The sequence below is a fragment of the Chryseobacterium vietnamense genome, assembly GCF_031454475.1.
Taxonomy (GTDB): domain Bacteria; phylum Bacteroidota; class Bacteroidia; order Flavobacteriales; family Weeksellaceae; genus Chryseobacterium; species Chryseobacterium vietnamense.
This window is the reverse complement of sequence record NZ_JAVDQX010000002.1, coordinates 694292-719875: the sequence shown is the minus strand read 5'-3', so window position 1 is coordinate 719875 and position 25584 is coordinate 694292. Positions and strand designations below refer to the sequence as shown.

The 25584-nt window shown below is 34.8% G+C and carries 28 protein-coding genes; 3 read left to right on the top strand and 25 right to left on the bottom strand.

Annotated elements, in window-relative coordinates; translation table 11 throughout:
* Nucleotides 1-119: 119 nt before the first annotated feature.
* From J2786_RS12555 to J2786_RS12545, 3 genes are all read left to right on the top strand, one after another.
* Nucleotides 120-497, top strand: coding sequence for an MliC family protein (locus J2786_RS12555; protein ID WP_047435879.1), 378 nt, complete (start codon nucleotides 120-122; stop codon nucleotides 495-497).
* A gap of 99 nt (nucleotides 498-596) precedes the next feature.
* Entirely contained in the window at nucleotides 597-887 is a 291-nt protein-coding gene (locus J2786_RS12550) for a YciI family protein (RefSeq protein ID WP_047434506.1), read from the top strand.
* A complete protein-coding gene (locus J2786_RS12545) occupies nucleotides 887-1651 on the top strand; it encodes an exodeoxyribonuclease III (protein WP_047434509.1) in 765 nt (254 codons plus the stop codon). Before J2786_RS12550 ends, J2786_RS12545 begins: the two co-directional genes overlap by 1 nt.
* A 70-nt stretch (nucleotides 1652-1721) precedes the next feature.
* Here the strand turns inward: J2786_RS12545 and J2786_RS12540 are convergent, their stop codons facing one another.
* The 25 genes from J2786_RS12540 to J2786_RS12420 form a co-directional block, all read right to left on the bottom strand.
* Nucleotides 1722-2093: a septal ring lytic transglycosylase RlpA family protein gene (locus J2786_RS12540; RefSeq protein ID WP_047434513.1), complete on the bottom strand. Its 372-nt coding sequence runs from the start codon at nucleotides 2091-2093 to the stop codon at nucleotides 1722-1724.
* A gap of 565 nt (nucleotides 2094-2658) precedes the next feature.
* Nucleotides 2659-3366 carry a hypothetical protein gene (locus tag J2786_RS12535; protein WP_047434519.1) on the bottom strand — a complete coding sequence of 236 codons (708 nt, stop codon included), beginning with the start codon at nucleotides 3364-3366 and terminating at the stop codon, nucleotides 2659-2661.
* A gap of 17 nt (nucleotides 3367-3383) precedes the next feature.
* Nucleotides 3384-3971, bottom strand: coding sequence for a phage tail-like protein (locus tag J2786_RS12530; protein WP_142017741.1), 588 nt, complete (start codon nucleotides 3969-3971; stop codon nucleotides 3384-3386).
* Nucleotides 3972-4367: 396 nt separating this feature from the next.
* Complete coding sequence (gene rimO, locus J2786_RS12525; RefSeq protein WP_047434521.1) at nucleotides 4368-5669, bottom strand: 30S ribosomal protein S12 methylthiotransferase RimO; 1302 nt, start codon at nucleotides 5667-5669, stop codon at nucleotides 4368-4370.
* Nucleotides 5670-5764: 95 nt separating this feature from the next.
* Nucleotides 5765-6310: a dTDP-4-dehydrorhamnose 3,5-epimerase gene (gene rfbC, locus J2786_RS12520; RefSeq protein WP_047434524.1), complete on the bottom strand. Its 546-nt coding sequence runs from the start codon at nucleotides 6308-6310 to the stop codon at nucleotides 5765-5767.
* A gap of 14 nt (nucleotides 6311-6324) precedes the next feature.
* Nucleotides 6325-6894 carry a sugar transferase gene (locus J2786_RS12515; RefSeq protein ID WP_047434527.1) on the bottom strand — a complete coding sequence of 190 codons (570 nt, stop codon included), beginning with the start codon at nucleotides 6892-6894 and terminating at the stop codon, nucleotides 6325-6327.
* A 9-nt stretch (nucleotides 6895-6903) separates the two neighbouring features.
* Nucleotides 6904-8040: an aminotransferase class I/II-fold pyridoxal phosphate-dependent enzyme gene (locus J2786_RS12510; protein ID WP_047434530.1), complete on the bottom strand. Its 1137-nt coding sequence runs from the start codon at nucleotides 8038-8040 to the stop codon at nucleotides 6904-6906.
* Nucleotides 8041-8058: 18 nt separating this feature from the next.
* On the bottom strand, nucleotides 8059-8652 hold the full coding sequence (locus tag J2786_RS12505; protein WP_047434533.1) for an acetyltransferase: 594 nt from the start codon (nucleotides 8650-8652) through the stop codon (nucleotides 8059-8061).
* Entirely contained in the window at nucleotides 8652-9260 is a 609-nt protein-coding gene (locus J2786_RS12500; RefSeq protein WP_142017745.1) for a sugar transferase, read from the bottom strand. Before J2786_RS12500 ends, J2786_RS12505 begins: the two co-directional genes overlap by 1 nt.
* Before the next feature lie 21 nt (nucleotides 9261-9281).
* Nucleotides 9282-10487 (bottom strand): glycosyltransferase family 4 protein, encoded by a 1206-nt coding sequence (locus J2786_RS12495; RefSeq protein WP_047434539.1) that lies wholly within the window; start codon nucleotides 10485-10487, stop codon nucleotides 9282-9284.
* The gene (gene wecB, locus J2786_RS12490) at nucleotides 10484-11620 is read right to left on the bottom strand and encodes a non-hydrolyzing UDP-N-acetylglucosamine 2-epimerase (RefSeq protein WP_047434542.1); all 1137 of its coding nucleotides are present in this window, start codon (nucleotides 11618-11620) and stop codon (nucleotides 10484-10486) included. Before wecB ends, J2786_RS12495 begins: the two co-directional genes overlap by 4 nt.
* Before the next feature lie 4 nt (nucleotides 11621-11624).
* Nucleotides 11625-12698: an EpsG family protein gene (locus J2786_RS12485; protein WP_047434545.1), complete on the bottom strand. Its 1074-nt coding sequence runs from the start codon at nucleotides 12696-12698 to the stop codon at nucleotides 11625-11627.
* A gap of 4 nt (nucleotides 12699-12702) precedes the next feature.
* A complete protein-coding gene (locus J2786_RS12480; protein ID WP_047434548.1) occupies nucleotides 12703-13821 on the bottom strand; it encodes a polysaccharide biosynthesis C-terminal domain-containing protein in 1119 nt (372 codons plus the stop codon).
* Nucleotides 13822-13823: 2 nt separating this feature from the next.
* Entirely contained in the window at nucleotides 13824-14246 is a 423-nt protein-coding gene (locus J2786_RS12475; RefSeq protein ID WP_047434551.1) for a WxcM-like domain-containing protein, read from the bottom strand.
* Nucleotides 14247-14250: 4 nt separating this feature from the next.
* On the bottom strand, nucleotides 14251-15285 hold the full coding sequence (locus J2786_RS12470) for a polysaccharide biosynthesis protein (RefSeq protein WP_047434552.1): 1035 nt from the start codon (nucleotides 15283-15285) through the stop codon (nucleotides 14251-14253).
* Nucleotides 15269-16399: a glycosyltransferase family 4 protein gene (locus tag J2786_RS12465; RefSeq protein WP_047434555.1), complete on the bottom strand. Its 1131-nt coding sequence runs from the start codon at nucleotides 16397-16399 to the stop codon at nucleotides 15269-15271. Before J2786_RS12465 ends, J2786_RS12470 begins: the two co-directional genes overlap by 17 nt.
* The gene (locus J2786_RS12460) at nucleotides 16396-17625 is read right to left on the bottom strand and encodes an O-antigen polymerase (protein WP_185097563.1); all 1230 of its coding nucleotides are present in this window, start codon (nucleotides 17623-17625) and stop codon (nucleotides 16396-16398) included. Before J2786_RS12460 ends, J2786_RS12465 begins: the two co-directional genes overlap by 4 nt.
* Nucleotides 17626-17741: 116 nt before the next feature.
* A complete protein-coding gene (locus J2786_RS12455) occupies nucleotides 17742-18860 on the bottom strand; it encodes a glycosyltransferase family 4 protein (protein ID WP_047434560.1) in 1119 nt (372 codons plus the stop codon).
* Nucleotides 18853-20094, bottom strand: coding sequence for an MATE family efflux transporter (locus J2786_RS12450; RefSeq protein ID WP_047434563.1), 1242 nt, complete (start codon nucleotides 20092-20094; stop codon nucleotides 18853-18855). Before J2786_RS12450 ends, J2786_RS12455 begins: the two co-directional genes overlap by 8 nt.
* 7 nt (nucleotides 20095-20101) lie before the next feature.
* Nucleotides 20102-20746, bottom strand: coding sequence for an LbetaH domain-containing protein (locus tag J2786_RS12445; RefSeq protein ID WP_047434567.1), 645 nt, complete (start codon nucleotides 20744-20746; stop codon nucleotides 20102-20104).
* A complete protein-coding gene (locus tag J2786_RS12440) occupies nucleotides 20736-21692 on the bottom strand; it encodes an NAD-dependent epimerase/dehydratase family protein (RefSeq protein ID WP_047420821.1) in 957 nt (318 codons plus the stop codon). The genes J2786_RS12445 and J2786_RS12440 overlap by 11 nt, the downstream gene beginning before the upstream one ends.
* Before the next feature lie 32 nt (nucleotides 21693-21724).
* Complete coding sequence (locus J2786_RS12435; protein WP_047434568.1) at nucleotides 21725-22831, bottom strand: DegT/DnrJ/EryC1/StrS family aminotransferase; 1107 nt, start codon at nucleotides 22829-22831, stop codon at nucleotides 21725-21727.
* 2 nt (nucleotides 22832-22833) lie between these two features.
* Entirely contained in the window at nucleotides 22834-23847 is a 1014-nt protein-coding gene (locus tag J2786_RS12430) for a Gfo/Idh/MocA family protein (RefSeq protein ID WP_047435881.1), read from the bottom strand.
* A gap of 8 nt (nucleotides 23848-23855) precedes the next feature.
* Nucleotides 23856-24428 (bottom strand): acyltransferase, encoded by a 573-nt coding sequence (locus J2786_RS12425; protein WP_047434571.1) that lies wholly within the window; start codon nucleotides 24426-24428, stop codon nucleotides 23856-23858.
* Nucleotides 24429-24440: 12 nt separating this feature from the next.
* Entirely contained in the window at nucleotides 24441-25565 is a 1125-nt protein-coding gene (locus tag J2786_RS12420) for a DegT/DnrJ/EryC1/StrS family aminotransferase (protein WP_047434574.1), read from the bottom strand.
* Nucleotides 25566-25584 lie beyond the last annotated feature (19 nt).

The following is a 25584-nucleotide window of genomic DNA, read 5'->3' as shown; positions in this document are numbered from 1 at the left end:
TTTTTCATAGTTTATTTAATTTTGGGTTAAAGGCGGAAAAAATCATTCGATTTTTTCCGCCTCTTTTTTAAGGCACTCATTTTGCATACCAGAAAGCAACCTTAAATAAATATAATCTTATGAAAAAACACATTTTTATTGCAGCAGCATTTGCAACAATATTTTTAACTTCATGTAATAAAGAAAAGAAAGCAGCAGATTCCACAGCCACTCCTGTAGACAGTGTTGCTTCGATCCCTTCTGATTCAGCAGCTGTTTCAGGAACTCAGGATGAAATTGTAAAAAGTACTTTGAAAGACAGCAGCGGAAAAACGTTGGATATGACTTTCAACAATACCAAAAATACCGCTACAGTGGTTTTCAATAATGAAACAATTGAACTACAGGGACAAAAGCCTGCATCAGGAATATGGTATAAAAATGATCATTATGAACTGAGAGGAAAAGGCGAGGAAATAGAACTGACAAAAGATGGTAAAACAGTTTTTAAAAAATAAAATCACTTATTAAAATAAAAAAGCCGGCTTTGAGATTCAAAACCGGCTTTTTTATTTCCGCTTCTTTTTTATAGTTCATATCTTCGTAAAAAATAAATCATGTTTATTATTTCGCTTACTTACAAGAGTTCTGTTGAAGATGTAGAAAGACTTATTCCCCGGCACAATATTTTCCTCAACAAATATTATGAATCCGGGAGATTTATTGCTTCGGGAAGAAAAGAACCCCGAACGGGCGGAATTATCATTGCGAAAGCAGCATCTAAAAAAGAGGTTGAACAGCTCATCACTGAAGATCCTTTTTATTTTCACGGAATAGCAGATTATACCATCACTGAATTTATTCCATCCAAATACAATGAAAACTTTAAAATTTTTATAGAAGACTAATGAGATTAATCACATACAATGTCAACGGTATCAGAGCGGCTTTCACTAAAGATTTTCTGGGCTGGCTGAAGACTGCCGATCCGGATATCATCTGTATCCAGGAGAGCAAGGCCGGAAATGATCAGATAGATATCGAAAGCCTTGAAAAATTAGGATATCACAGTTATTGGCATTCCGCGGTTAGAAAAGGCTACAGTGGGGTCGGAATTGCTTCAAAAATAAAACCTAATCATGTAGAGTATGGTTGTGGCATCGAAAGCTATGATAATGAAGGAAGAATCATCCGTGCAGATTTTGACGGATTTTCTGCAATCTCTGTATATGTTCCTTCTGCCTCAAATATTGAGAGACTGGATTTTAAAATGCAGTTCTGCCATGACTTCCTTGAGTATATCAGGAATTTAAAAAAAGAAATCCCCAATCTTATTATATCCGGAGACTTTAATATCTGCCACGAGGCTATCGATATTCACAATCCGGTTGGCCTGAAGAATGTTTCAGGATTTCTTCCTATGGAAAGAGAGTGGATGACGAATTTCATCAATGAGTGTGAACTGATTGACAGTTTCAGATTCTTTAATAATGAACCGGATAATTATACGTGGTGGAGCTACCGCCAAAATTCAAGGGAAAGAAATAAAGGCTGGAGGTTAGATTATAACTTCACTTCCTATAGTTTAAAAGATAAGCTTACAAGGGCTGTCATTCTAAAGGAAGCTGTACATTCTGACCATTGTCCTGCTTTAGTAGAACTTGATGTATAATTGACACTATAAGCATCCATACAAAAAGCCAGCTGAATCAGCTGGCTTTTTTTTAATTTAAATCATAAAATTAATCGACAATTTCATATTCGACCGGAATGGTACCATGACTGATATCCCCGATCTCATCGAACGCAGCTTTAGACATGTCTAAAGATCTTGATGAATGGTAAGGCCCTCTGTCATTAATTCTCACTATTACCTCTTTACCATTTTTAAGGTTAGTTACCTTAACGTTTGTTCCAAATGGAAGCGTTCTGTTTGCTGCAGTAAACTTTGAGTTATCAAAGATTTCTCCGCTAGCGGTTTTTCTACCGTTAAATCTATCGTGGTAGTACGATGCATAACTTGTTTTTTTCGCATCTAAGGCATTACTTGTAAAAGAGTAAACACCCAGGGTTGAAATCATCATTATGATTACGAGAATGAATCTTTTCATCATTTTGAACTTTTATTGGTTTTGACGGAGCAAATGTATCAGGAATCTTTATAAAACCCTATTCGATTTGTTAAAAACAGTTAATAAAATCATAATAAAAAGTTAAACAACCGTGTAACGTCCTATGGATAGGGCTTTTAGATCACACTGTTAAAAAGTGTTAAAAAAAAGCTTAAAAAGTTAATTTAATTAACTAATTTATGCATAATTTAAAAACTAGCAAACAAAAACAATCTGATAATCAAGTACTTAAAAATCACACATTGTTAAGGTTTTAATCAAACAAAATAATTTTTAAATTAAAATTCTTAAATCCCGGATCTGAAGAAACTGACCGCCAGAAGATGTCAGGCCCTCTCCTATCAACTTTCCGTATTAAATTTTAACATCTATATACAGTGTTAAAATTTCAAAGCTTGATTTTACTTAAAAAGTAATAGGTAGAAATTTTAAAAATTACCTCCATATTATTTATAACCATCAAAAAAATAAAAGAACCTCTCTTCTGTTAAAAGTAAAAAACCAATGATTTCTCATTGGTTTTTGTTATGTAATTAAATAAATTTCTTTATTTTAAATATTCTAATACATAATCATACGTTCCACTCGGATATACTACAGACATACTAGGAGATCCTGTAACAGCAGCTCCGGTAGATGTATCATATGAATACAATTCTCTAGAATATACTGTGTTAGTACCTGCTTTATAAATAGTAATTCCGTACAAAGCTGTAATTCCACCAGGAGCCGGAATTGTTACCGCGGTAGTTGTTCCATTGGCAGCAAAAGTTCCTTTTATACCATAAATCTGTGCGTTGTTTACCTGTCTGTTTGTAACAGTTTCAGTAGTAAGAATATTTTCTTTACCCGCTCCACCTAATGGTAACCATTGTCCTGAAGCAGAAGAAAATGCTGGTGTTGGAGTAGGATTGCTAAAATAGTAAAAACCTACACCTACAGTTTGACCTCCGATACCTGATCCTGTAGCAGGAGTAGTACCAGCAACAGAGTTATATACGATCATACCATCATATGCTGTAGGAAACTTTAATGCATTAGTTACCGGTGTAACAAATGTAAAAGTCGTTAAGTTTGTTCTTGGAACAGATAAACCTTTTCCTAAATTGTTTGATGAAGGGAAACTTGAAGCATCTAAGTAAACTGATTCTCCACCTATGGTTGCATTAATTGTATTATTTGTTTTGATCTGTGCATTAGAAAAGATACCTACAGCTAATAATACAAGAGCAGAAATTTTTTTATTTGTGTTCATTTCACTATTATTTTAAATTATAAACTTGTGCAATACCATGCACCACTGATGAAAGTATACTCTAATGCCGAACCTGATACGGCTGGAGAAGTAGTTGTACTAGAGTGAACACCAGTAACACTAAATCCAGCACCACCTGTAGCATCAACTATTCTGAACTTATCACCTGCAACTGAAGTTGCTACTGCAGGAGCTGCAATAGTTACATTCGTAGTTACCAACATTGATTCATTCTTGTTAATAGCTGTTGATTGTGAAACGTTAGTATATCCAGTTGCAACAGAAGTTCCAACGAAAGGCTTCCATTCAGGAACTGTATTATCGAAATAATAGAAACCAGGGCCGGTAATTTTAACTTTTCTTGCACCTGTTCCTGTTCCGGAAGTAATGTAGACAATGGCTCCGTTCTGAGGTGCACCATATGTTCCACTAGTATCATCCTTAGAAGATAATTCTGCTGCTGTCATACGAGGGACTAGTAAGGCATCAGGTCTAGCATTGTCTGTAGTATTGGCTACTACGTCTAATGTTGCGGCAGGTGTGGTTGTGTTAATCCCCACTCGCCCCTGTTGAGCCTTAGAAACGGCCGAAAGGCCAACAAGCATAATTGCTGTTAATAAAAATTTTTTCATAAGTTTTTAAAGATTTTTAATTACATTTTTTCATCAATATTTCCAAAAAGCTTAATATATCTCAACTTGTGAACACTGAACTAAAAATAAAATATTCAAATAACTATTTCAATTGATTTTTTACTTTATTTCAATGATTAACTTACTGAAATCATACGATTTAAAAATATTGCTTCTTGGGCAAATTTAAGACATAATTTTCGATTTTAAATACATTATAATAGAAAATTAAAAATTCTTAATTATACAAAATATTAACAAATTGATTATCAATAAAATAAAAATAAACTACCGAGAAAATTCTATGTTAATTTTCGTTAATAATTTAATTTTAAAAATGATATTTTTACTTGATTAATAAGCATTTAGCTACACCAATTCTCCATATAAGTCAAATTCTTCAGCAGAGGTAATTTTAACGTCTGCAAATTCGCCAATGGAAATATAGGTATCTTCTGCTGAGACCAAAACCGTATTATCTACATCTGGCGAATCATACTCTGTTCTTCCAATGAAATAATTCCCTTCTTTACGGTCAAAAATACATCTGAATACTTTACCTAATTTCTCCTGATTTTTTTCCCATGAAATTTGAGACTGCAATTCCATGATTTCTTCTACTCTTGCCTCTTTTACTTCCTGTGGAATATCATCTTCCAAAACATAAGCTGTGGTATTTTCTTCGTGAGAATAAGTAAAGCAGCCTAATCTGTCAAACTTCTGCTCTCTTACCCAGTCTTTCAGCTCCTGGAATCTTTCTTCTGTTTCACCCGGATATCCAACAATCAGTGTTGTTCTGATGGCCATGTCAGGAACTTTTTCTCTGAATTTTCCTAAAAGGGCATCTGTTTTCTCGTGAGTAGTTCCTCTCTTCATAGATTTTAACAGATCTGAATTGATGTGCTGAAGAGGGATATCTATATAATTACATACTTTAGGTTCTTCGCGGATAATATCAAGAACATCTTCAGGGAAGCCGCTTGGGAAAGCATAGTGAAGACGAATCCATTCTACTCCTTCTACTTTTACCAATTCTTTTAAAAGGTCACCTAATGCTCTTTTTTTATACAGGTCCAATCCATAGTAAGTAAGATCCTGCGCAATAAGAATTAATTCTTTTGTTCCTTTTTTGGCCAGTTTCTGAGCTTCTAAAACCAGTTTTTCAATTGGAGTTGAAATATGCCCTCCTCTCATCAACGGGATAGCACAGAAAGAACATGGTCTGTCACAGCCTTCAGAAATTTTAAGGTATGCGTAATGTTTTGGAGTTGTCGTTAATCTTTCTCCTACCAGTTCATGCTTATAATCTGCACCAAGATGCTTTAAAAGTACCGGAAGGTCTCTGGTTCCGAAATATTGATCTACATCCGGGATTTCTTTTATCAAATCCGGTTTATATCTTTCAGATAGACAACCTGTAACGAATACTTTCTCAACCTCGCCTCTGTTTTTAGCATCAACATAATCAAGAATGGTATTGATAGATTCTTCTTTAGCATTATCAATAAATCCGCAGGTATTGATTACCACAATATCCCCACGGTCTTCGTGAACCACTTCTTTGCCATTGGCCTTCAGCTGGCTCATTAATACTTCAGAATCATATACATTCTTGGAACATCCAAGAGTGACTACATTGATTTTCTTCTTCCCTACAGATTTTGTACGCATCGTTTTGATTTTGAGTCTGCAAAGATACAAAATATTGGAGAGTTAAGATTAAAAAATGAAAACCACTTTATAAAAGTGGTTTTCAGGGATATACTTTAAAAGTTTTTTTCTTTAAATCCAGGGGCATTCTGGTCTTTTTCTGAAAGTATGGCATCTTTTTCATCTACCTTCCAGTCGATATTGAGATCCGGATCATTGAATTTCACACTGCCTTCAGATTCTTTGTTATAAAAATTATCACATTTATACGAAAATACTGCATGGGTACTCAATACAGAAAAGCCGTGTCCGAAACCTCTGGGAACATAAAGCTGTACTTTATTTTCGGCCGTAAGTTCTATTCCTAACCATTTTCCGAATGTAGGAGAATCTTCTCTAAGGTCTACCGCCACGTCCCAAACGCTTCCTTCAAGGCAGGAAACCAATTTTGCCTGGGCATGTTCTCCTTTCTGAAGATGCAATCCTCTCAATACTCCATAGGAAGATTTAGAAATATTATCCTGCACAAAGTGCCCGTTCATTCCGGTAAGTTCCTCGAATTTTTTTTCGTTGAACTTTTCAAAGAAGTAGCCTCTTTCGTCTTCAAATATGGTAGGCTCTATGATGTAGCAGTCTTTAAGCGGGGTTTCTTTAATTTTCATAATAGTTAAAAACTCTATTTCAATGTGGTTATTAATGTTTTAAACAAGATCTTTGTATCGTTTCTGAATGACATATTTTCAAAATAGTCCAGATTCATTTTTACCTTGTTTGGAAATAATACTTTATCATTATACGCTAAAGGATCTTCCTGATTATTCAGAAGATATTCTTCATCTCTGTATTTAATACTTGCTTCACAGGTAAGTCCCGGTTTAAGTTCCAGAACTTTTCTATCTGCTCCGGTAAGTTTATCGTAATAGCCTTCAATATCAGGTCTGGGACCTACAAAGCTCATATCTCCTTTTAAAATATTAAACAATTGCGGAAATTCATCCAGCTTAAATTTTCTGAGCGTCTGCCCTATTTTGGAACAGGTTCTCTTCTGTTCATGAATTGTTTTAATTTTAAAAATGGTAAATGGTTTTCCATACTGCCCTATCCGGGTCTGAAAAAAAATTCCATTGGATGATGTATCAAAGCTTGCAATTACATATAAAATAATCAGTACAGGCATAAGAAAAAGGATTAATATTGCCGCTAAGGCAAAATCAAAAACCTGTTTCCAATATTTATACTGATTCATTAAATGATATTAAATTCCAAAGTAAGTATGAACTACCTTTGTTATTCTTTCTCTGTCATCATCAGACAGGTTAGAGCCTGAAGGAAGGCATAATCCGTTATCAAAAAGTTTTTCAGAAACATTCCCGCCATAATAAGGAGAAGTTTCAAAAACCGGCTGTAAATGCATTGGTTTCCAAAGTGGTCTTGATTCAATATTGTCTTCTAAAAATGCATGTCTTAAACCTTCTCTGTCTTTACCTGTAATTTCCGGATCAACGATCACTGCAGATAACCAGTGGTTGGAATAGAAATCATCTCCTGACTCTGAAAATACGGTTACTCCTTCAATATTGCTGAAAAGGTCAACATAGAAACTGTGCATTGCTCTACGCGCAGCCACTCTGTCTTTAAGCACTTCCATCTGTCCTCTTCCTATTCCTGCCACGATATTGCTCATTCTGTAGTTGAACCCGATGTGTGAATGCTGATAGTGTGGTGCATTGTCTCTCGCTTGTGTGGAAAGGAAAACCGCTTTATCTTTATCTTCCTGAGTATGACAAACCAAAGCGCCGCCTCCTGAAGTGGTAATAATTTTATTTCCGTTAAAACTTAAGATTCCAAAACGTCCGAATGTTCCGCATGCCTGTCCTTTATACGTTGAGCCAAGAGCTTCTGCAGCATCTTCTATCACAGGAATCTGGAATTCCTGAGCAATGGCTGTAATTTCGTCCATTTTTGCCGGCATACCATACAGGTGAACTACAATGATTGCTTTAGGTTTTATTCCTTTCTGGATTCTGTCTTCGATGGCTTCTCTTAGTGCTTTCGGGCACATATTCCATGTAACTGGTTCGCTATCAACAAAAACAGGAATTGCTCCACAATATGCGATTGGATTGGCTGAAGCCGAGAAAGTCATAGATTGGCAGATTACCTCATCACCATGTACTACTCCACACTCGATAAGAGCAAGGTGTAATGCTGCAGTACCTGCAGAAAGAGCAGCTACTTTTGCGTTTCCACCTAAAAACTGCTCCAGATCACTTTCAAATCCGTTAACATTAGGCCCCAACGGAGCTACCCAGTTTTCTTCAAATGCCTCGTTGATGTATTTTTGTTCATTCCCTCCCATATGTGGCGAGGACAGCCAGATTTTAGTATTCATATTTTTGATTCGTAACTTTTATATAATATTTTTTTTGATAATTCTACCCGGATTTCCTACTACAACTGAATAATCAGGTATATCGTTAATGATGACCGCACCGGCACCTATGACACACCATTTTCCTATTTTGATTCCCTGAATTACAGAAGCTCCTATTCCAATCTGAGAGCCTTCACCGACTTCTACTCCTCCGGCAAGTGCCGAATTGGGTGAAATATGAGCAAAGTCTTCAATCACGCAATCATGATCTACAGATGCATTGGTATTGATGATACAATGTTTTCCAATGGCAGTATCTGAATTAATTACCACGCCTCCCATAATTACTGTTCCCTCTTCTATTTTCACTGAACCGGAAATAACTGATTTTGGGTGTATTAATGTGCCAATCTCTTTATTAATCTGTTCTGCGATTTTCTTACGGGTCAGATTATTTCCAATTGAAATAACAAGGTGATCTGTATTGTCCGGAATTGCTTTAAGAACCGGAAATCCATAACATTCTGTTTTACTGATGTCATGATCAATAAAAGCCTTTATTTCAATTCCGGAAGCAGCTGCAATATCTGCTATTACTTTACCGTGTCCGCTTGCTCCAAATAAATACATTATTTTTTCTTTCCTTTAAAAGGTTCTATGGTAACATGTCCATCTGCTGAAATACCTTCTCTTATAAAAACTTTCTTTATGGTAAGGAATATTATTTTCAGATCCAGCATCAGGGATACGTGGTCCACATACCAGACATCTAAATTAAACTTTTCTTCCCAAGAAATAGCATTTCTTCCGTTAATCTGTGCCCAGCCGGTAATTCCCGGTCTTACTTCGTGTCTCCTTGCCTGATGTTCATCATATAAAGGCAGATATTGTACCAATAAGGGTCTTGGACCTATTAATGCCATATCACCTATCAGAACATTAATCAGCTGGGGAATTTCATCAATTGATGTTTTACGGACAAATGATCCTACTGCCGTAAGTCTCTCTGCATCTGACAACAGATTCCCTTCAGAGTCTTTTTTGTCATTCATTGTTTTGAATTTTATAATGGTAAAAATTTTACCATTTTTCCCTGGTCTTCTCTGCAGGAAAAAAGGTTTCCCTTCATTTGCAATGGCCAAAGCAATAAAAAAAACAATAAAGACAGGGCTTATTATAAGCAAACCGGTTAAGGCTAATATAAAATCAAAAACTCTTTTTACAAAAACACGATACATCTTTTTCTTTTCTCTTTATTTTTAAGCGTTAATAATTTTATCATAAGATTGTTGTACCAGAAATTCTCTTTCCAGGAATTTCCTGCTGTTCTCCCTCATTTCTTCAAAGTCGTTTGTATCCATTTCTACAAATTTATCTATTGCTTTTATCATCTCCTGAAGATTCGCTGAATGCACTGCTATGCCACAATTATTCTTAACTACATCTGTTCCGATATCTGTACAAGAGTCGGTAGCGGTAAGAACCGGCAATTTAAACTCAAGATATGAGAGTAAACGGGATGGATAATTTGGGATGGTAAAATCTTTATGCAGAAAGATCAGCCCAACGTCGCATGACTGTACCAGCAGGTCATAATCAGTTTTGGGAATGGCAGATAAAAGCAATGCATTTTTTGGGTGGAAAGTATCAAACCATTTCCTCATTCTGCCAAATTCTGTTCCTGAACCCACTATCACAAAAAATAATCTGTCATCTTCAGCTTTAGCTTTTAGGGTTTCTATCACAAAATCAATTCCCTGGGGTTTTCCCAAATTACCACCGTAGATAAAGATTTTTCTATTTTCCGGGATGCCATACCTGGCGTGAATGTCTTTATATTGGCAAATGATTTCTCTGTTTAAAGGCAAGAGCTCAATAGCATTTGGATTTACCTCCAGTTTTTCTTTAGGAATAAAAGAATTATGCTCCATCACAAATTTTAGATTGGCATCAGACATACACCCAATTTTATCTGAGATCAAATATAATTCTTTTTCTTTATTTCTAAAGTAATTGTAGAGTAATCCTTTCTTAGACATCAGCTGCATATCCACAGCATTTTGCGGGAAGATATCCTTCAGAAGCAGATATGTCTTAGCCTGATCTCTTTTTTTGATATATTTAATAAGGTTTGTAAAAGTAATAGGAGGTGTGGCATAAATAACCAGATCAAATTTTACTTCCGGTAAGTATTTTTTGATTGCTCTCAGAAAGAGTTTATCTATTGTTAAGGTAGAAATTCCCTTTTCAATAAAGTTCGTTTTCTGGATATTAAGTGTTTTTACATTCAGAAAAACAGTATTCCCTTCTTTCTTCACTTTTGTTTCTTGATTTTCGCATCTTTCAACAGGGGAAACTATATACAGGTGATGCCCATGCTGGGAAAATTCCCGCATTAAATCTTGATAAATACCACGTTCTTTTAGGGTGTTTATCTTCACTAAGGTAAGAAACATTATATTCATAATTTACTCCAGACTACTCTGTTAATGTAATCGGTATAGCTTAAAATAATTCTAACCGTTTTTTCTGACACATTGGGCATAGAATAATCTGCCACAAGCCTGTAGTTTCTATTTTCTCCTGTTTGCTGCTGCCTAAGCTGTACCAATCCCTGTAAAATTCTCTCAGGAGATAATCCCACCATCATTACAGAAGCTTCTTCCATAGCTTCAGGTCTTTCATGTGCTTCTCTAATGTTAAGCGCTCTGAAATTAAGGATTGAAGATTCTTCTGAAATGGTACCGGAATCCGACAGTACTGCATAACTTCTCATTTGAAGAGCATTGTAATCATGGAAGCCAAGTGGTTTCAGAAACTGAATTTCAGATCTTACCTGCACCTGCATTTTATCGATCATATTTCTTGTTCTAGGATGGGTAGAAAAAATGATTGGATACTGATATTCTTCTGCGATTGCATTAAGGCTGTTGATGAGTCCTTTGAAATTTTTATCTGAATTAATATTTTCTTCTCTATGTGATGATACAACAAAATACTTTCCTTCTTCAAGATTTAATCTTGTAAGAACATCGGAATTTTTAATGCTGGGAAGATAGTGATTCAGAACCTCATACATCGGGGATCCTGTTTTAATGATTCTGTCAGCGGGAAGCCCTTCTCTCAAAAGGTATTCTCTGGCAATATCAGAGTATGTCAAATTGATATCTGAAATGTGGTCTACAATTTTCCGGTTGGTTTCTTCGGGAACTCTTTGATCAAAGCATCTGTTTCCGGCTTCCATGTGGAAAATCGGAATCTGTCTTTTTTTGGCAGGAATAGCACATAAGCATGAGTTTGTATCTCCGAGTACTAAAAATGCGTCCGGCTTCACTTCCTCGAGAAGCGGATCTATTTTAACCAAAATATTTCCAATTGTTTCTGCAGCTGTTTTTCCTGCTGCTTCCAGAAAATGGTCAGGTTTCCTTAAGCCTAAATCGTCGAAAAAGATCTGGTTAAGTTCATAGTCATAATTTTGTCCTGTATGGACTACAATGTGTTCTACAGCTTCGGAAGTATCTAAAGCTGATAACACTCTTGATAATCTAATGATTTCCGGCCGTGTGCCCACGACTGTCATTACTTTTAATTTCATCATATGGTTATAAAAAAGTTATTCTTATAAAGTGGAGAACTACAAAGGTAAAAAACGCGAGTAAAGTTTGCGAGAACAACCTGTATTTGTTTTTCAATTTTTCATCATTATTAATAAAAAAAGGATAAAAAATGATTAATGAAGCTAAAAACCAGGATAAATAGGCAAATCTATGAGCGTGATTTACTCTTACCAAAAATAAAAATATAGTATTTGTAAAAATAAAGACGTTCACTATCCTATGATAAGTGATATCTTTTATCTTTTCAATGAATATAAAATAATAAGAGATTGCCATGATAACCGAACTATAAACAATCATATCCCAACGAAATACCTGCTCATCTATATTCTCTGTAAAATATTGGGCTCTTTCATCTGGAATTAAGTTGGCTACGGTATGTTCTATTTCAATTCCAAAAAAATAGGAAACAGGAATTGCCAGTCCCCACATCCAATAGAATTTTCTATCGACTTTATTTACCAATCCTGAGAAGATATATACCAATACCGGAAGTCCCAAAGAAAAATGAGATCCAAATGCTAATATCATGAGTAAAGACTTCCACCATTTGTTTTTAATAAAAACAGCATATAAAAACATTGCGGATGCCATCCCTTGCCTGATACCATATACATTATAATTCCAGTAATAAAGAGAAGCTGTATGACAGATAAAAAATAATATCCAGTGCTTTTTAGAAATATGTTTTGATACCAACACCAACAGTGCTACGGATACTAAACCACATATGACAAAAAAACCTCTCTCATTGGTAATATACGAAGTAAGTAAAATAAAATACCCGAAAAACAAGTCCTTATTCGGCATTGGCGAAATTCCTTCTACACGTGCTATATCAAAGAATTCTCTATACATTTCGGAGTCTGTGAAACCAGTAATCCCGACTGGTCTGGAACCAATAAGGATAACTAACAATAAAGGAATTAGATAGAAATAGCCTGTATTTCCATCTGTATTGAGTAACCGTTTTTTTGAATAACTATCTATCACAACTGCTGTAACCAGCAATGATGTAAACAGATAGAATACAATTGAAAAAGCAACCGGTGTATACATTTATTTATACTTTTACGAAATATGTATCAGGGTCTTCCGGGTTGAATGCTTCGTTAATCCAAAAAATGGTGTAAAGATCTTCATTTCCTATATTTTTAATATTATGGGTATACCAGATAGGCATATCTACATAAGCGGGTTCATCACCTTTTAAATAAAAATCGAAGATTTCATCAGTATCAATTTTTCTCAATTGGATAAGTGCTTCTCCTTTTATTACTGCAAATCTTTCAATTTTTCTGGTATGGAAATGGTCTCCTCTTGTAATCCCTGGAACTGTTGTAGAGAATGAACACTGCCCACCTATTCCAAGTCTGATTACCTCAACAAAAGCTCCTCTCGGATCTGTATGTTGTGTAAATTTTACAGGATAGTGGTTTTTAATATCGAAATAACAACGGAAAGTATTGAACAAGTTCAGATCAAAAGCTGAGGTAAGTTGTGGAACCTCACCATTATCAAAATATAATCTCTTATAGTTTTCAAGTTTTGCCAATACTTCAGAAACTTTATTTACTGAAGTATGTTTCACTTCGTAAAGCTCTTTAGTATCCGCCGTTTCTATCTGGCCGATGATTTTCTGTACAAGTTCCCCTACGTAGATTAGTTTCACTTCGCTGTCATTATCAATAACAGGAATTTCGCCATGTGTAAGCTTGTAGCAGAAGGTGGCAACGAAAGAGTTGTAGTTTGGCTTTCCAAAAGGTCCGAAAACATTAGGAATAATCATTCCTGTAAATTTTCCGTCAGCTTTTTTTGCCCAGTCTGCCAAAAGCACTCTTCCTTCTTTTTTTGATTTCCCATACAGGTTATCTTTTTCTTCCTGAGAAGATGATGAAAATAAAACATGAGCCTTTGATCCTGTTCGTTCCAAAGAATCTGTTAATTTCTTTACGAGTTCAATGTTGTTATTGAAAATCACTTCAGGATCCGGATGGCGGTTCATTGCCGCAAGATGTACAATGACATCACATTGTTTTACAAATGCATCCAGCTGATCCGGATGATCAAAAAAAGATCTGTCAAAGTCAATTCTCTTATACTGCTCAGGCTTTAACCCTAGTGTATTGTAAAGATGTGATCCTACAAAACCGTTTTGTCCGGTTATTCCTATTTTTTTCATCATTATATATTTTCAAAATAATCCAGAGGGAAACGATGGTCATCATCAATTTCACCTAAAGAATAGTTTACCATTACTAAAAGTTTCGATCCTTTTTCTTTTGCCTGAATTGTGGAAGCATATCCTGCCGGCATATGAAGCACATGCAATTTTTCGGCGTTCAGCTCAAAAGTAAGAATCTGAAGATCTTTTGAGGGATTTCCCCAATGATCAATTTTAACCAATTTAATAATAAAAGCTCCCAGGATGGCTGCAAACCAGCGTTGTTCTGTTTTATGTCCCGCCCATCCTCTTATATAGTCGATGCTGTTATTCTCAATGCAATATATTCTTTTTATTGCAGAAGCATCATAATTATTATTGAAAAACAAATTTCCTCTTTCATCTGCATATTTTCCGCCTTCAATAATTTCTGGCCTATTCATTCTTTTAGTCCGGATATTGCATTATATCTTCTCCCAATACTTCTTTTCTGATCAAAGGAAGTTTCAGAAGAAGTTGTTTCATTCCTTGTACATCCTGCTGCTTTGTATTATGAGAATGATAATCTTCTATTTTTGAAATGTCTTTCATGCCTTCTGAGAAATACTTATCGTAATTAAGATCTCTGTTATCTGCAGGGATTCTATAGAAATCTCCCATATCTTCTGCTTTCAGCATTTCCTCACGTGTACAAAGAGTTTCGTAAAGCTTTTCCCCATGTCTTGTCCCTATTACTTTGATCAGACTATCTGATTTAAACAATTCTTTCAGAGCCTGAGCCAGATCACCGATCGTTCCCGCCGGTGCTTTATTTACAAAAAGATCTCCTGTATTTCCATTTTCGAAAGCAAATAAAACAAGTTCCACAGCTTCTTCCAATGACATTAAAAATCTTGTCATCTTTGGATCTGTAATAGTAATAGGTTCACCATTTTTGATTTGTTTTACAAATAATGGAATCACAGAACCTCTGGATGCCATAACGTTTCCGTACCTCGTAAGACATACTGTTGTATTTTTCAGATTTCTGGAGGCTGCTACTACAACTTTTTCCATCATTGCTTTTGAAATCCCCATGGCATTGATAGGATAGGCTGCCTTATCTGTACTCAAACAAATCACTTTCTGAACATTATTTGCTTCAGCTGCATCAATTACATTCTGTGTTCCTTCTACATTGGTTTTTAACGCTTGCATAGGAAAAAATTCACACGAAGGAACCTGCTTCAAGGCTGCGGCATGAAAAACATAATCCACTCCTCTCATAGCCTGTTCAATACTTCTGTAATCTCTTACATCTCCGATATAAAACTTCAGTTTATCATTTTTAAATTGATTTCTCATATCGTCCTGTTTTTTCTCATCACGGGAAAAAATACGAATCTCTTTAAAATGATCAGTATTGATAAATTTACGAAGAACAGCTGTTCCGAAAGACCCTGTTCCTCCAGTTATTAGTAATACTTTATTTTGAATATTCATGGAAAATTTTTAATATATTATTATAATGACTGATAAAAGAATAGTTGTTCTTAAAATGTTTCTGAGCATTCAGGCTCATTCTTTTAAAGTCTTGTTCATTCACGTTACTGATCGTTTCTGCAATAGCTTCGGGATCGTTATAATTTACGAAAAAACCTGTTTCATTATCCAGATTCATATACTGAATGTCTCTATATTGGGTTGTAATCAACACACAGCCATTCTTTAATCCTTCTATCAGGGATATAGGCTGGCCTTCTGCATTGTAATTGGTGGGTAGAATCAAAAAGTCTGCGTTCTTTAAAAGCTGATCTTTGACTTCTCCCTGAACCAACCCTTTATATACAACATTGTCTTCCATGTTATTTTCTTTCACAAAAGTAAGAAAGTAATCTTTTGCTTTTTCAACGCTGTCAAAAGTCACATCATCCGAGTTACTTAAAAAGTTTCCACAGAAATAAACCTCTGGAGAAATATTATATTTTTCTTTAAGGATCAGGGACGAATGTAAAACATCCAGATAGCCTTTACTCTCAATAAGATTAGAAAGATACAGAATCACGGGTTTGTTCTGATTGTATTTTTTTTCTATCGGCTCATCATTTTCAAATTCAGGAATTCCATTGGGAACTACTTTTACTTTTCCTTTATAATTGTCTACAAAATCAAAAAGGTCGATATATACTCTGGACAAAACAATAATACAGTCACATTGATCATATGTTTTCTTGATTATTTTCTGAAGGAAAGGAGATTGTTCAAGATAGAACGTTTTAAAATTTCCTCCATGCAAATGGGCTACGATTTTCTTTCCGAATAATGTAGAAATCCAGACGAACATGAAATCCCTGTAAAAACCCAGTCTGGACTGTGCAACAGCAATGTAAATCATCTTTGATTTACCCATCGTAGTCATATAAAAGTAAATCAGTTTGATGCAGGCTGTAAGGTATTCCAGTACCTTCTGAAAATTACTGTCTGTATCTACACTTACCGTGATATATTTGAACGAAATCATTTGCTTCTTCAGTTCGTCCAAAAGCATATCAAAACATATAGACTGACCGCTTATATTTTTAGGGGAGGATTTTACTCCCATTAAAACAAATTTCATCTTTGCAGTTTTATATTACCCGGGCTAAAGATTCTGATAATAACAAATACAATCACCAGAGTAATAGAGTTAATAATAATATTAAGGAGACCAATATTCGAAAAGGCAACAGATCCCGAAATAAAGAGCGTGTAAAAATAAATATATTTAAATCTTCCTTTCTTGCATCCCTGGTAGAGTGTATTGGCAATTCCTCCAAGAAGAAAGTAGGCCATCAATAAACCTATTGCTCCAAAGTTCATATAGGCCGCATAATTACCTACAGGAAAGGATGTCATATAATCATCATCTACACGGTAAGGTTTGTCAATAAACCGTTTTTCGTTCGACATTACTGCCAGATAAAGACCATCATCTCCTTTTGGAAGTTTACTTATATCGCTTCTTATAATGGGATGCAGTAAAATTTTTGCGACATCTACATATCCTTCTCCATACCAAAAGCCATGTCTGTCAAACATATCTATGATAAATAAATACCTATCCAGTCCACTCATATCAGAAAGCAACTGAGAAGACTGATAAGAGTTTTCGTCTTTAGTTGTCATCACAGATACCAATCCTTCATTATTCCATGCGGCCGTTCCTCTGAATTTTGGGATGATATACATTACTCCAAAGAAAAGTGCTATCAATAAGATATATTTAGGCTTAAAGAATTGTTTAATGGATGCTGGTCTTTTTATTTGTATAACAATAAAACAGAATATAAGCATGTATAATATCTGAGTACGTCCTCCGGTAAGCAGGGAAGATAGCAGGAAGGTAATAAAAAATGCTCCCAGGTTGATCTTTTGTACCAAGTTTAACCGGTCTCTTAAAAGATAGAGATATAATACATAATACCCTATAATCTGCTGGGTGAAATAGATATATCCCAGTTTACTTATATTTTCATTTCTATTGATAAAAATTTGAAAAAGATTATCAAGCTGTAAGGATTTAAAGTTATAAACAGCAAGTAAGTAAAATATAATACTTAATAAAAATAACAAATTCTTACTTTGCCCCACTGTAATTATATCCAGCTTTCCGATCAAAGAACTTAACATTTTTTTCAGAAAAGATACAGTACCAATAATAAAAAAAACAATACAGCCTACATGCAAAAGAATATACTTGAACAGCAAGTTATCTAAATTATCAGTATCAACAGGAGTGTAGATAACATCAGGATGCTTCACTATATAAAACATATAGGGAGTAGCCAGTACTGAAAAAAACAATATAATATTTATGGGTAAAAGAAAATCATACTTTTCATACCCAAAAATTTTGTAATTCTTCTTAAAAAAGAAAAATACCAGAGTAAGAAATATTATATATAATATTATAAAAAAAGTCATCTAAGCTGTTTTAGAATTTTCTCATTGATAGAAAGAAATGCGGGCCATGAATATTTTTCTTCTGCCAGTTTTCTACATCTTGCAGACATTCCATCCTTTTCAGAATTATTTAATATTTCCAACACTTTTAAAGCTATATTTTTAGGATCTGTAGTAGATATTCCACCTACATTTTCATTGCAATAGGTATCCAGGATCATAAATCTTTCTTCCTCATTATCAGCAAGCATAATAACCGGAACTCCTGAACTGAAAGCCTCAAGTGTTACCAATCCTAAATTGGGGCCGTCCACAGTCTGTAAGTAAAGATCAAACATAGGAATAACCTCATTAACATTATCTATAAATGGTCTCAAAAAGACTTTATCTGATAATTTATAATCTTTTATCATACCTAGCAGTTTTTCTTTTTCTGGACCTTCTCCATAGATAACACCTATTGTATCTTCGTCCTCGATATGTCTGAAGGCTTCCACAAAAAGATCAACTCTTTTTATAGGATAGAGTCTACAACATATTCCTACAATTTTCTTATTCAGAGGTAAATTAAACAGTTCTCTGTTTTTTTTATCAGCAACGTTAAATTTATTGATATCTACAGGAAGCCTGTTGATGATTACTTTGGAAGGATCTACCTTATTTTTTTGCTTTAGCTGTAAAGATAAGTATTCACTCAGTCCGACAAAAATATCTGTATTTTTATTAGGCAGGTTAGTTTTCCATATAAGTTTTTCTTTGGCATCCGCATTTTCATACACATGCATGGTAATATATATAATTTTAATTCTTTTATAAAAAATTTTCAACAACCAAAAAACTAGTGCAGAATCAGGCTGGCTACAGTATACTGTATTAATACTATTTTCTTTAAGGTATTTTTTTACTTTAAAGATCTTTGAAAGCATTTTAAAAGTATTGGTCTTATCAGAACCGTCAAACTGATGTATTCTTTTTCTATCAATAGCCGGGAAACGTTCCAGTAAATCCATATTGCCGGAAAAAACAGCATAATGAAGATTATCATATTGCTGATCCAAATTTTCGAATAACTGTGCAGAAAAACTTTCTGCCCCTCCAAAACAGAGTGTATTAGAAACAATCAATATGTTATTCATTTCCTTTTAAAATTTGTTTATTAATAATATACATAGAAATACCAAACAAGCTACCACACCAAAGTATATTATATCCTAAAAAAGCAATTACAGAACCTGTAAGACCAAAATAAAACGTAAACGGATAATATAATAATGCGGCAACTACAATCATAAAGACTGAAAAGTATAAGGCCACCTTATTTTTATCCATTACTGTAAATAGATAGTTGTAAGGGATCTGGATGAAATAAACCAAAATTGAAATTAAAGATAGTTTCAATAACCACAAGTGGTTCATATCAAAATTCTTGAAGAGATAATTGATGTAGTCTGAGACAAAATAAGAAATCAATAAAATAACAAGTCCTGAAGCAAATAACGGAACTGCAAGTTTTATTGAATTTATTTTTAACCTGTGAAGTGACACTTTATACCATTCTACCTGCTTATTAATCAGAAAGCTACTGATTGCACTTGTAAAAATAGAAAATATCCCCAGAATGGTAATAATTATACTGAACAGACCAAAATCTTCCGGACTGCATATCTTTTTTACTATAAATAAATTCAGTCTTGCAGATAATAAATATATTGTGCTGCTCATTAACAGTGGCAATGTTCTTTTAAAAAGATCAGTCTGATAAGTATCAAGGAATATGATTTTTTTAGCAATTCCTTTTTCAAAAAAAAGAAGAATAAAGTTGACCAGACACCAGATTATACTGTTAAATAAAAATATATAGCTGATCTGATGCAGATCAAATCCTTTATAAATTCCAAGAACTACAAAAGATATAAGGCTTATATAGTGCATGCTTTTTAATATTGAAAATTTTAAAATTTCCTCCTTAGAAAGCAATGTATAATAATAGGTTTCAGACAAAGAATCAATTCCTCTGGAAACGATCATTAACAATACAATTTCATTGAAAATATCCAGCTCCAATAGTACAAACGAAATAATAAATATAGATAATGAAATCAGGATTCTAATAATATATAAAGATATGGCATATTTATCCCTAAGTTTTGTTTTCAGTACAAAATCACGCCGCATAGTTGTTAATAACGCAACGGCTAAAACACTGGAGACCAACTGCCCCACAGTATTAGCAAATGTAAGTTCTCCAATTTCTGCAAGGGATGCTTTCTTGGAAAAAGAAATAAGGATAACAAAAACTGAAAATCCGGCAATATATTCCGGAGCAGACATCAATAGCATATTTTTGAAAGCTTTAATTTTATGTTTCATAAATCTTCTATTTAGTCTGATTCTCAGAATATTCTTTTGCAGGATTACCTATTACAGTTTTATTATCTCCAATATTACCAACCACATTGCTTCCTATACCAATAAGACTTCCTTTGCCTATTTTTACTCCATTTCTGAAATTTGAAGAGGCTCCCAAATAACAGTTCTCTCCAATGATGACATCCCCACAAATAGTATTATTTGCAGCAACCAAGGTATAATCCCCTATTTTAGCATCATGGTGAACAACAGTATTAGGGAGAATACAAATATGATTTCCTATTTCTGCATTGGCAGTAGCTACTACTCCTGCCATAATAAGGACGTTCTTTCCTACCTTTACATTCCGTCCGATAACAGCTTTGGGATGTATAAGAGTTGTAAATCTGTCAATCTCTATTTCAAGTCCATCAATTATCTGTTTTCTTTTTTTATAAGAATCAGGACTGCCATTGACAGCCAATACTTTGGCTTCAGGAAATTCCTGAAACGCCTCTCTGCTATAGATTTTAATGCCATACTGTTCCATTCCGATCATCGAAGGATTATCAGAAATAAAACCTATACAGCACTGTTCTTCAGACAGACAGTCTAGTGCCTCAATGCCAGTCCCGCTATAGGGAAATATTAATATTTCTTCTTTAGTTTTCAATAGTTTTAAAGTATTCAGCTGTTCTTAAGATACCTTCTTCAAGATCTACTTTTGCTTCAAAGCCTAAAATTTCTTTTGATTTTGCTACACTTGGGATTCTCATTTCAATGTCTGCGCTAAGAGCATCTTTGAAGATGATTTTACTGTTGCTCTTCAACACTCTGCACACAGATTCAGCCAGTCCTAATGTTGTAATAACCGTTCTCTGGTTACCCAAGTTGAAGCTTTCTCCGATAGCTTTGGGATCTTCAATACATCTGATCAGACAGTCTACAAAATCATCAACAAAGCACCAAGCTCTGATTGCTGTACCGTCTCCATAGATATAGATATCTTCATTTTTAAGCGCTTTTTTGATGAAAATCTGTAAAGCACCTTCCCCGGTTTGTCCAGGACCATATACGTTGAAAGGTCTTACAGTAACCACAGGAAGTTTATGCTGCTTGTAATATGCATGAGCCAAATGTTCTCCGGCAAGCTTACTTACTGCATATACCCATCTTGCTTCTCCTACGCTTCCTGCAACCGCAGTGTCTTCTTCTCTACTTTTGAAAGCGTGGCTACCAAAAATTTCAGAAGTACTGAAGTCTACAAATCTGTCTTTTATTCCGTTTATTTTTGCTGCTTCCAACGCATTCGCAGTTCCGATCATGTTTACGCTCATTGTTCTTACCGGATCTTTGATTACAGTATCAATACCTGCAATACCTGCTGCGTGAACAACAACGTCAGCACCTTTCATGCTTTCTGTTAAAAATGCTAAGTCTAAAACATCTCCTTTGATGACCGTCAAATTCTGGTGATTTGCTAACCCACTTGAGCTTAATGTATCCCTGTGAAAGTTATCATACACCACAATTTTATTATTTTCTATGTAATGTTTAATCAGAGTATTGGCAATAAATCCTGCTCCTCCGGTAATAAAAATCGTTTTGTTAGTTATCATTTTAAATAAATTTTTTTTGATTCGTTATATAGTTATATTCTGTTGACTATTTGTGAGATTTTGAAGACGGTATCTTCTGTCAGTTTTTCATATAATGGTAAGGCAATTCCCTTAGAGTATGCTCTGTAAGCATTCGGGAATTTTTCTCTATAATCCAAATTGTATTTGTCTACATAGTATTTCATAGCAGGAATACATTGAGCACCATAGTTTGCCCCAATTTTGTTGCTTCTTAAAAATTCCAGTACCTGACTTTGCTGTAAACTATCGTCAATTAAGACGTGAAAAGTCTGCCATGTATGATTTCTTCCTTCAGGGACTACGGGTAATGTGATCTTTTGGTTTACAATTTCCGATAAATACACATCTGCCAGCGTTTGTTTCAGCATAAGGATATTATCCAGCCTCTGGATTTGGCTGTGAGCCAGTGCTGCCTGAAAATCCGTCATTCTATAGTTGTATCCTGCTTCTACAAATTCCATTCTGCCATCCTGCATTTCAATACCATGATTTCTAAGTATTCTTACCTTTGCTGAATACCCGGCATTATTCGTTGTCAGAATTCCTCCTTCACCGCTGGTAATACTTTTACGCGGATGTAACGAGAATGAACCGAAATCACCAAATGTTCCTACTTTTTTATTATTCTGGGTTGCTCCCAAAGCACATGCAGCATCTTCAATGACATACAGATTATGCTCCCGGGCAATATTCATTATACTTTCTATATCACAGGCTAAGCCAAACTCATGAACCGGAATAATAGCCTTTGTATTCGGAGTAATAGCTTCTTTTATTTTATTGACATCAATATTAAATGTATTTTCATCAATATCTACAAAAATACATTTTGCACCCACCAGTTCCACTACATTAGCTGTAGCCACGTAACTGAATGCAGGTATAATGACGTCATCACCAGCACCAATTCCTAATGTAATTAATGCAAGATGTAAAGTAGAAGTTCCGTTACTCAGAGCTGAAGCATATTCTGCTCCCAAATAATCAGAGAAAAAGGTTTCTAATAAGCCTACATTCTCTCCCTGCACCAGCATTCCAGATTTTAAAACATCCACAACACGGTTAATATCTGTTTCATTAATATCCGGACTTGCCAGTGGAACAAAGTTTGACAACATAATTAGTTTTTTAATTGATAAATCCTTTCAATAATATCTACTACTTTCAACCCTTCCAAAGCATTGGTTGTAATAGTATTTCTTCCTTTTAACACGTCCACTACATTTTCAATAATATAGTGATGGTTGGCTGCAGAACCTTTATATGCACCATAATCATTTCCAGGATTGGTAGGAGGCAGTTCCGGCATTACATAATCTTTCACATTGCATAACTCTACTTTATCCATATACTGACCACCGATTTTAATAGAACCGTTTTCGGCAATGATAATCATAGAACTTTCAAGATTCTGATTCCATACGGAAGTAGAATAATTTAATGCTCCCATCCCTCCATTTACGAAATCGAAACTAATAAATCCTGAGTCTTCAAAATCTGTAAGAGTCTGGTGATTAAAATCAGCAAATTTTGCCTGTATATTGGTAATATCACCGAACAACCAGTACATAATATCGATAAAATGAGAAAACTGTGTAAATAATGTTCCTCCATCCAGATCTTTCTTTCCATGCCATGATTCCGGCTTGTAATATCTATCATCACGATTCCAGTAGCAATTAAGCTGCACCATGTATATTTCACCTAATTTTCCGTTTTCTACCATCTCTTTTACCCAGGCAGAAGGTGGAGAATAACGGTTTTGCATTACGGCAAAAACCTGTTTGTGTTTGTGCAGGGCCTGAAAAATAAGTTTTTCTGCATCCTGCTTGTTCAATGTCATCGGTTTTTCCACAACAATATGCTTTCCGGCATCAATTGCTTTATAAGATTGTTCAAAGTGGAATCCGTTGGGAGTAGCGATATTGATAACATCTGCTTCTATTCCTGATTTCAAAAATTCATCTAATGATGTAAAGAAAGGAACCTCATAGCTTTCAATTCCTAAAGCAGATTTATCCTTTATGTCTATAAGAGCTACAAGCTCACATTCAGAATTTCTTGTGATCATCTCGGCATGTCTCTTGCCAATATGTCCGCAGCCCACTACTGCAAATTTTATTTTTTCACTCATTTGCATATTTAAATTTTTGAAACTTTATTATTTTCTAATTTGTATTTTTCTCCACTTTCTTCACAAACGGCAATATTGTCTGTGTCAAACTGAAGTTTATGCCCGAATTCGCTCATCCAACCCATTTGTCTGGCAGGGTTTCCCACTACCAGTGCATAATCCGGAACTTCTTTTGTAACCACTGCTCCTGCTCCGATAAAAGCATACTGACCTATATTATGGCCACAAACAATCGTTGCATTAGCTCCTATGGAGGCTCCTTTTCCTACATGTGTTTTAAGATATTCATTCTTTCTGTTTACAGCACTTCTCGGATTTATTACATTGGTAAAAACCATTGAAGGTCCTAAAAAGACATCGTCATCACATGTTACTCCTTCATAGATCGAAACATTATTCTGAACTTTTACATTCTTTCCCAAAACTACCTGGGGAGAAATGACAACATTCTGTCCAATATTACATTTTTCGCCCAAAGTGCAACCTGTCATAAGATGTGAAAAGTGCCAAATTTTGGTTCCGTTTCCTATTTGACATCCTTCGTCAATAACGGCTGTTTCGTGTGCAAAAAAATCCGACATATCTGCTTTATATTAATTAAAATAATTCTTAATTTCTGTTATAATAATATCCAGCACTTCCCGATCAAATTCTGTATGTACAGGAAGAGAGATAACTTCTTTGCAAAGCCGCTCTGTAACCGGAAGACTAAAGCCATCCTCTACATATTGAAGAAAAGCTTCTTGTTTATAAAGAGGCAAAGGATAATATATCATACTTGGAATATTCTTTTCTGCCAGGTATTTTTGTAATCCATCTCTTTTTCCATTTTTCACTCTAAGGGTATACTGATGAAATACGTGGGTAGAATTCGCTGCTCTCTCAGGAGTTTGAATTTCAGATATCCCTGCCAAATTCGCATCATAATAATCTGCCATTCTGTTTCTCGATGATGAGTACTCATCCAAATGCTTTAACTTAACTTTCAATACAGCAGCCTGAATGGTATCCAATCTTGAGTTACAACCTAAAACTTTGTGATAGTATTTCTTTTCCTGACCATGGTTGGCGATCATTCTTATTTTGAAAGCTAACTCATCATCATTTGTCATCAATGCTCCTCCATCACCATAGCATCCCAGATTTTTTGACGGAAAAAATGAAGTACATCCGATATGTCCGATAGTTCCTGTTTTTTTGACGGTTCCATCTGAAAACGTATAATCAGATCCGATTGCCTGAGCATTATCTTCTATAACAAAAAGGTTATGTTTTTCTGCAAATTTAAGAATTTGTTCCATATCAGCACTTTGCCCATATAAATGAACAGGAACAATCGCTTTGGTATTGGGTGTAAGATATCTTTCAAGATCTTCCAACTGTATATCGAAAGTATCTTCATTTACGTCTACCATTACAGGTTTTAATCCTAAAAGGCCAATAACTTCCGCAGTCGCTACGTAAGTGAAGGCAGGGCAGATTATTTCGTCACCGGGTTGCAGATTAAGGGCCATCATGGCAATTTGAAGAGCATCTGTTCCGTTGGCACATGGGATAACATGCTTTACTCCGAGATATTTTTCGAAGTCCTGTTGAAATTCTTTTACAGCAGGGCCATTAATGAATGCTGTATTGTCTATACATTCCTGAATACCGGCATCTATATCTTCTTTTATTTTCAGGTATTGACCTTTAAGATCAACCATTTGAATTTTCATATTTTAGTTTTTTGAGTGT

What these genes read in the sequence shown, in the direction of transcription:
- J2786_RS12555 (WP_047435879.1), top strand. Translation starts at nt 120, where the DNA reads ATGAAAAAACACATTTTTATTGCAGCAGCATTTGCAACAATATTTTTA.
- J2786_RS12550 (WP_047434506.1), top strand. Translation starts at nt 597, where the DNA reads ATGTTTATTATTTCGCTTACTTACAAGAGTTCTGTTGAAGATGTAGAA.
- J2786_RS12545 (WP_047434509.1), top strand. Translation starts at nt 887, where the DNA reads ATGAGATTAATCACATACAATGTCAACGGTATCAGAGCGGCTTTCACT.
- J2786_RS12540 (WP_047434513.1), bottom strand. Translation starts at nt 2,093, where the DNA reads ATGATGAAAAGATTCATTCTCGTAATCATAATGATGATTTCAACCCTG.
- J2786_RS12535 (WP_047434519.1), bottom strand. Translation starts at nt 3,366, where the DNA reads ATGAACACAAATAAAAAAATTTCTGCTCTTGTATTATTAGCTGTAGGT.
- J2786_RS12530 (WP_142017741.1), bottom strand. Translation starts at nt 3,971, where the DNA reads ATGCTTGTTGGCCTTTCGGCCGTTTCTAAGGCTCAACAGGGGCGAGTG.
- rimO (WP_047434521.1), bottom strand. Translation starts at nt 5,669, where the DNA reads ATGCGTACAAAATCTGTAGGGAAGAAGAAAATCAATGTAGTCACTCTT.
- rfbC (WP_047434524.1), bottom strand. Translation starts at nt 6,310, where the DNA reads ATGAAAATTAAAGAAACCCCGCTTAAAGACTGCTACATCATAGAGCCT.
- J2786_RS12515 (WP_047434527.1), bottom strand. Translation starts at nt 6,894, where the DNA reads ATGAATCAGTATAAATATTGGAAACAGGTTTTTGATTTTGCCTTAGCG.
- J2786_RS12510 (WP_047434530.1), bottom strand. Translation starts at nt 8,040, where the DNA reads ATGAATACTAAAATCTGGCTGTCCTCGCCACATATGGGAGGGAATGAA.
- J2786_RS12505 (WP_047434533.1), bottom strand. Translation starts at nt 8,652, where the DNA reads ATGTATTTATTTGGAGCAAGCGGACACGGTAAAGTAATAGCAGATATT.
- J2786_RS12500 (WP_142017745.1), bottom strand. Translation starts at nt 9,260, where the DNA reads ATGTATCGTGTTTTTGTAAAAAGAGTTTTTGATTTTATATTAGCCTTA.
- J2786_RS12495 (WP_047434539.1), bottom strand. Translation starts at nt 10,487, where the DNA reads ATGAATATAATGTTTCTTACCTTAGTGAAGATAAACACCCTAAAAGAA.
- wecB (WP_047434542.1), bottom strand. Translation starts at nt 11,620, where the DNA reads ATGATGAAATTAAAAGTAATGACAGTCGTGGGCACACGGCCGGAAATC.
- J2786_RS12485 (WP_047434545.1), bottom strand. Translation starts at nt 12,698, where the DNA reads ATGTATACACCGGTTGCTTTTTCAATTGTATTCTATCTGTTTACATCA.
- J2786_RS12480 (WP_047434548.1), bottom strand. Translation starts at nt 13,821, where the DNA reads ATGAAAAAAATAGGAATAACCGGACAAAACGGTTTTGTAGGATCACAT.
- J2786_RS12475 (WP_047434551.1), bottom strand. Translation starts at nt 14,246, where the DNA reads ATGAATAGGCCAGAAATTATTGAAGGCGGAAAATATGCAGATGAAAGA.
- J2786_RS12470 (WP_047434552.1), bottom strand. Translation starts at nt 15,285, where the DNA reads ATGAATATTCAAAATAAAGTATTACTAATAACTGGAGGAACAGGGTCT.
- J2786_RS12465 (WP_047434555.1), bottom strand. Translation starts at nt 16,399, where the DNA reads ATGAAATTTGTTTTAATGGGAGTAAAATCCTCCCCTAAAAATATAAGC.
- J2786_RS12455 (WP_047434560.1), bottom strand. Translation starts at nt 18,860, where the DNA reads ATGAATAACATATTGATTGTTTCTAATACACTCTGTTTTGGAGGGGCA.
- J2786_RS12450 (WP_047434563.1), bottom strand. Translation starts at nt 20,094, where the DNA reads ATGAAACATAAAATTAAAGCTTTCAAAAATATGCTATTGATGTCTGCT.
- J2786_RS12440 (WP_047420821.1), bottom strand. Translation starts at nt 21,692, where the DNA reads ATGATAACTAACAAAACGATTTTTATTACCGGAGGAGCAGGATTTATT.
- J2786_RS12435 (WP_047434568.1), bottom strand. Translation starts at nt 22,831, where the DNA reads ATGTTGTCAAACTTTGTTCCACTGGCAAGTCCGGATATTAATGAAACA.
- J2786_RS12430 (WP_047435881.1), bottom strand. Translation starts at nt 23,847, where the DNA reads ATGAGTGAAAAAATAAAATTTGCAGTAGTGGGCTGCGGACATATTGGC.
- J2786_RS12425 (WP_047434571.1), bottom strand. Translation starts at nt 24,428, where the DNA reads ATGTCGGATTTTTTTGCACACGAAACAGCCGTTATTGACGAAGGATGT.
- J2786_RS12420 (WP_047434574.1), bottom strand. Translation starts at nt 25,565, where the DNA reads ATGAAAATTCAAATGGTTGATCTTAAAGGTCAATACCTGAAAATAAAA.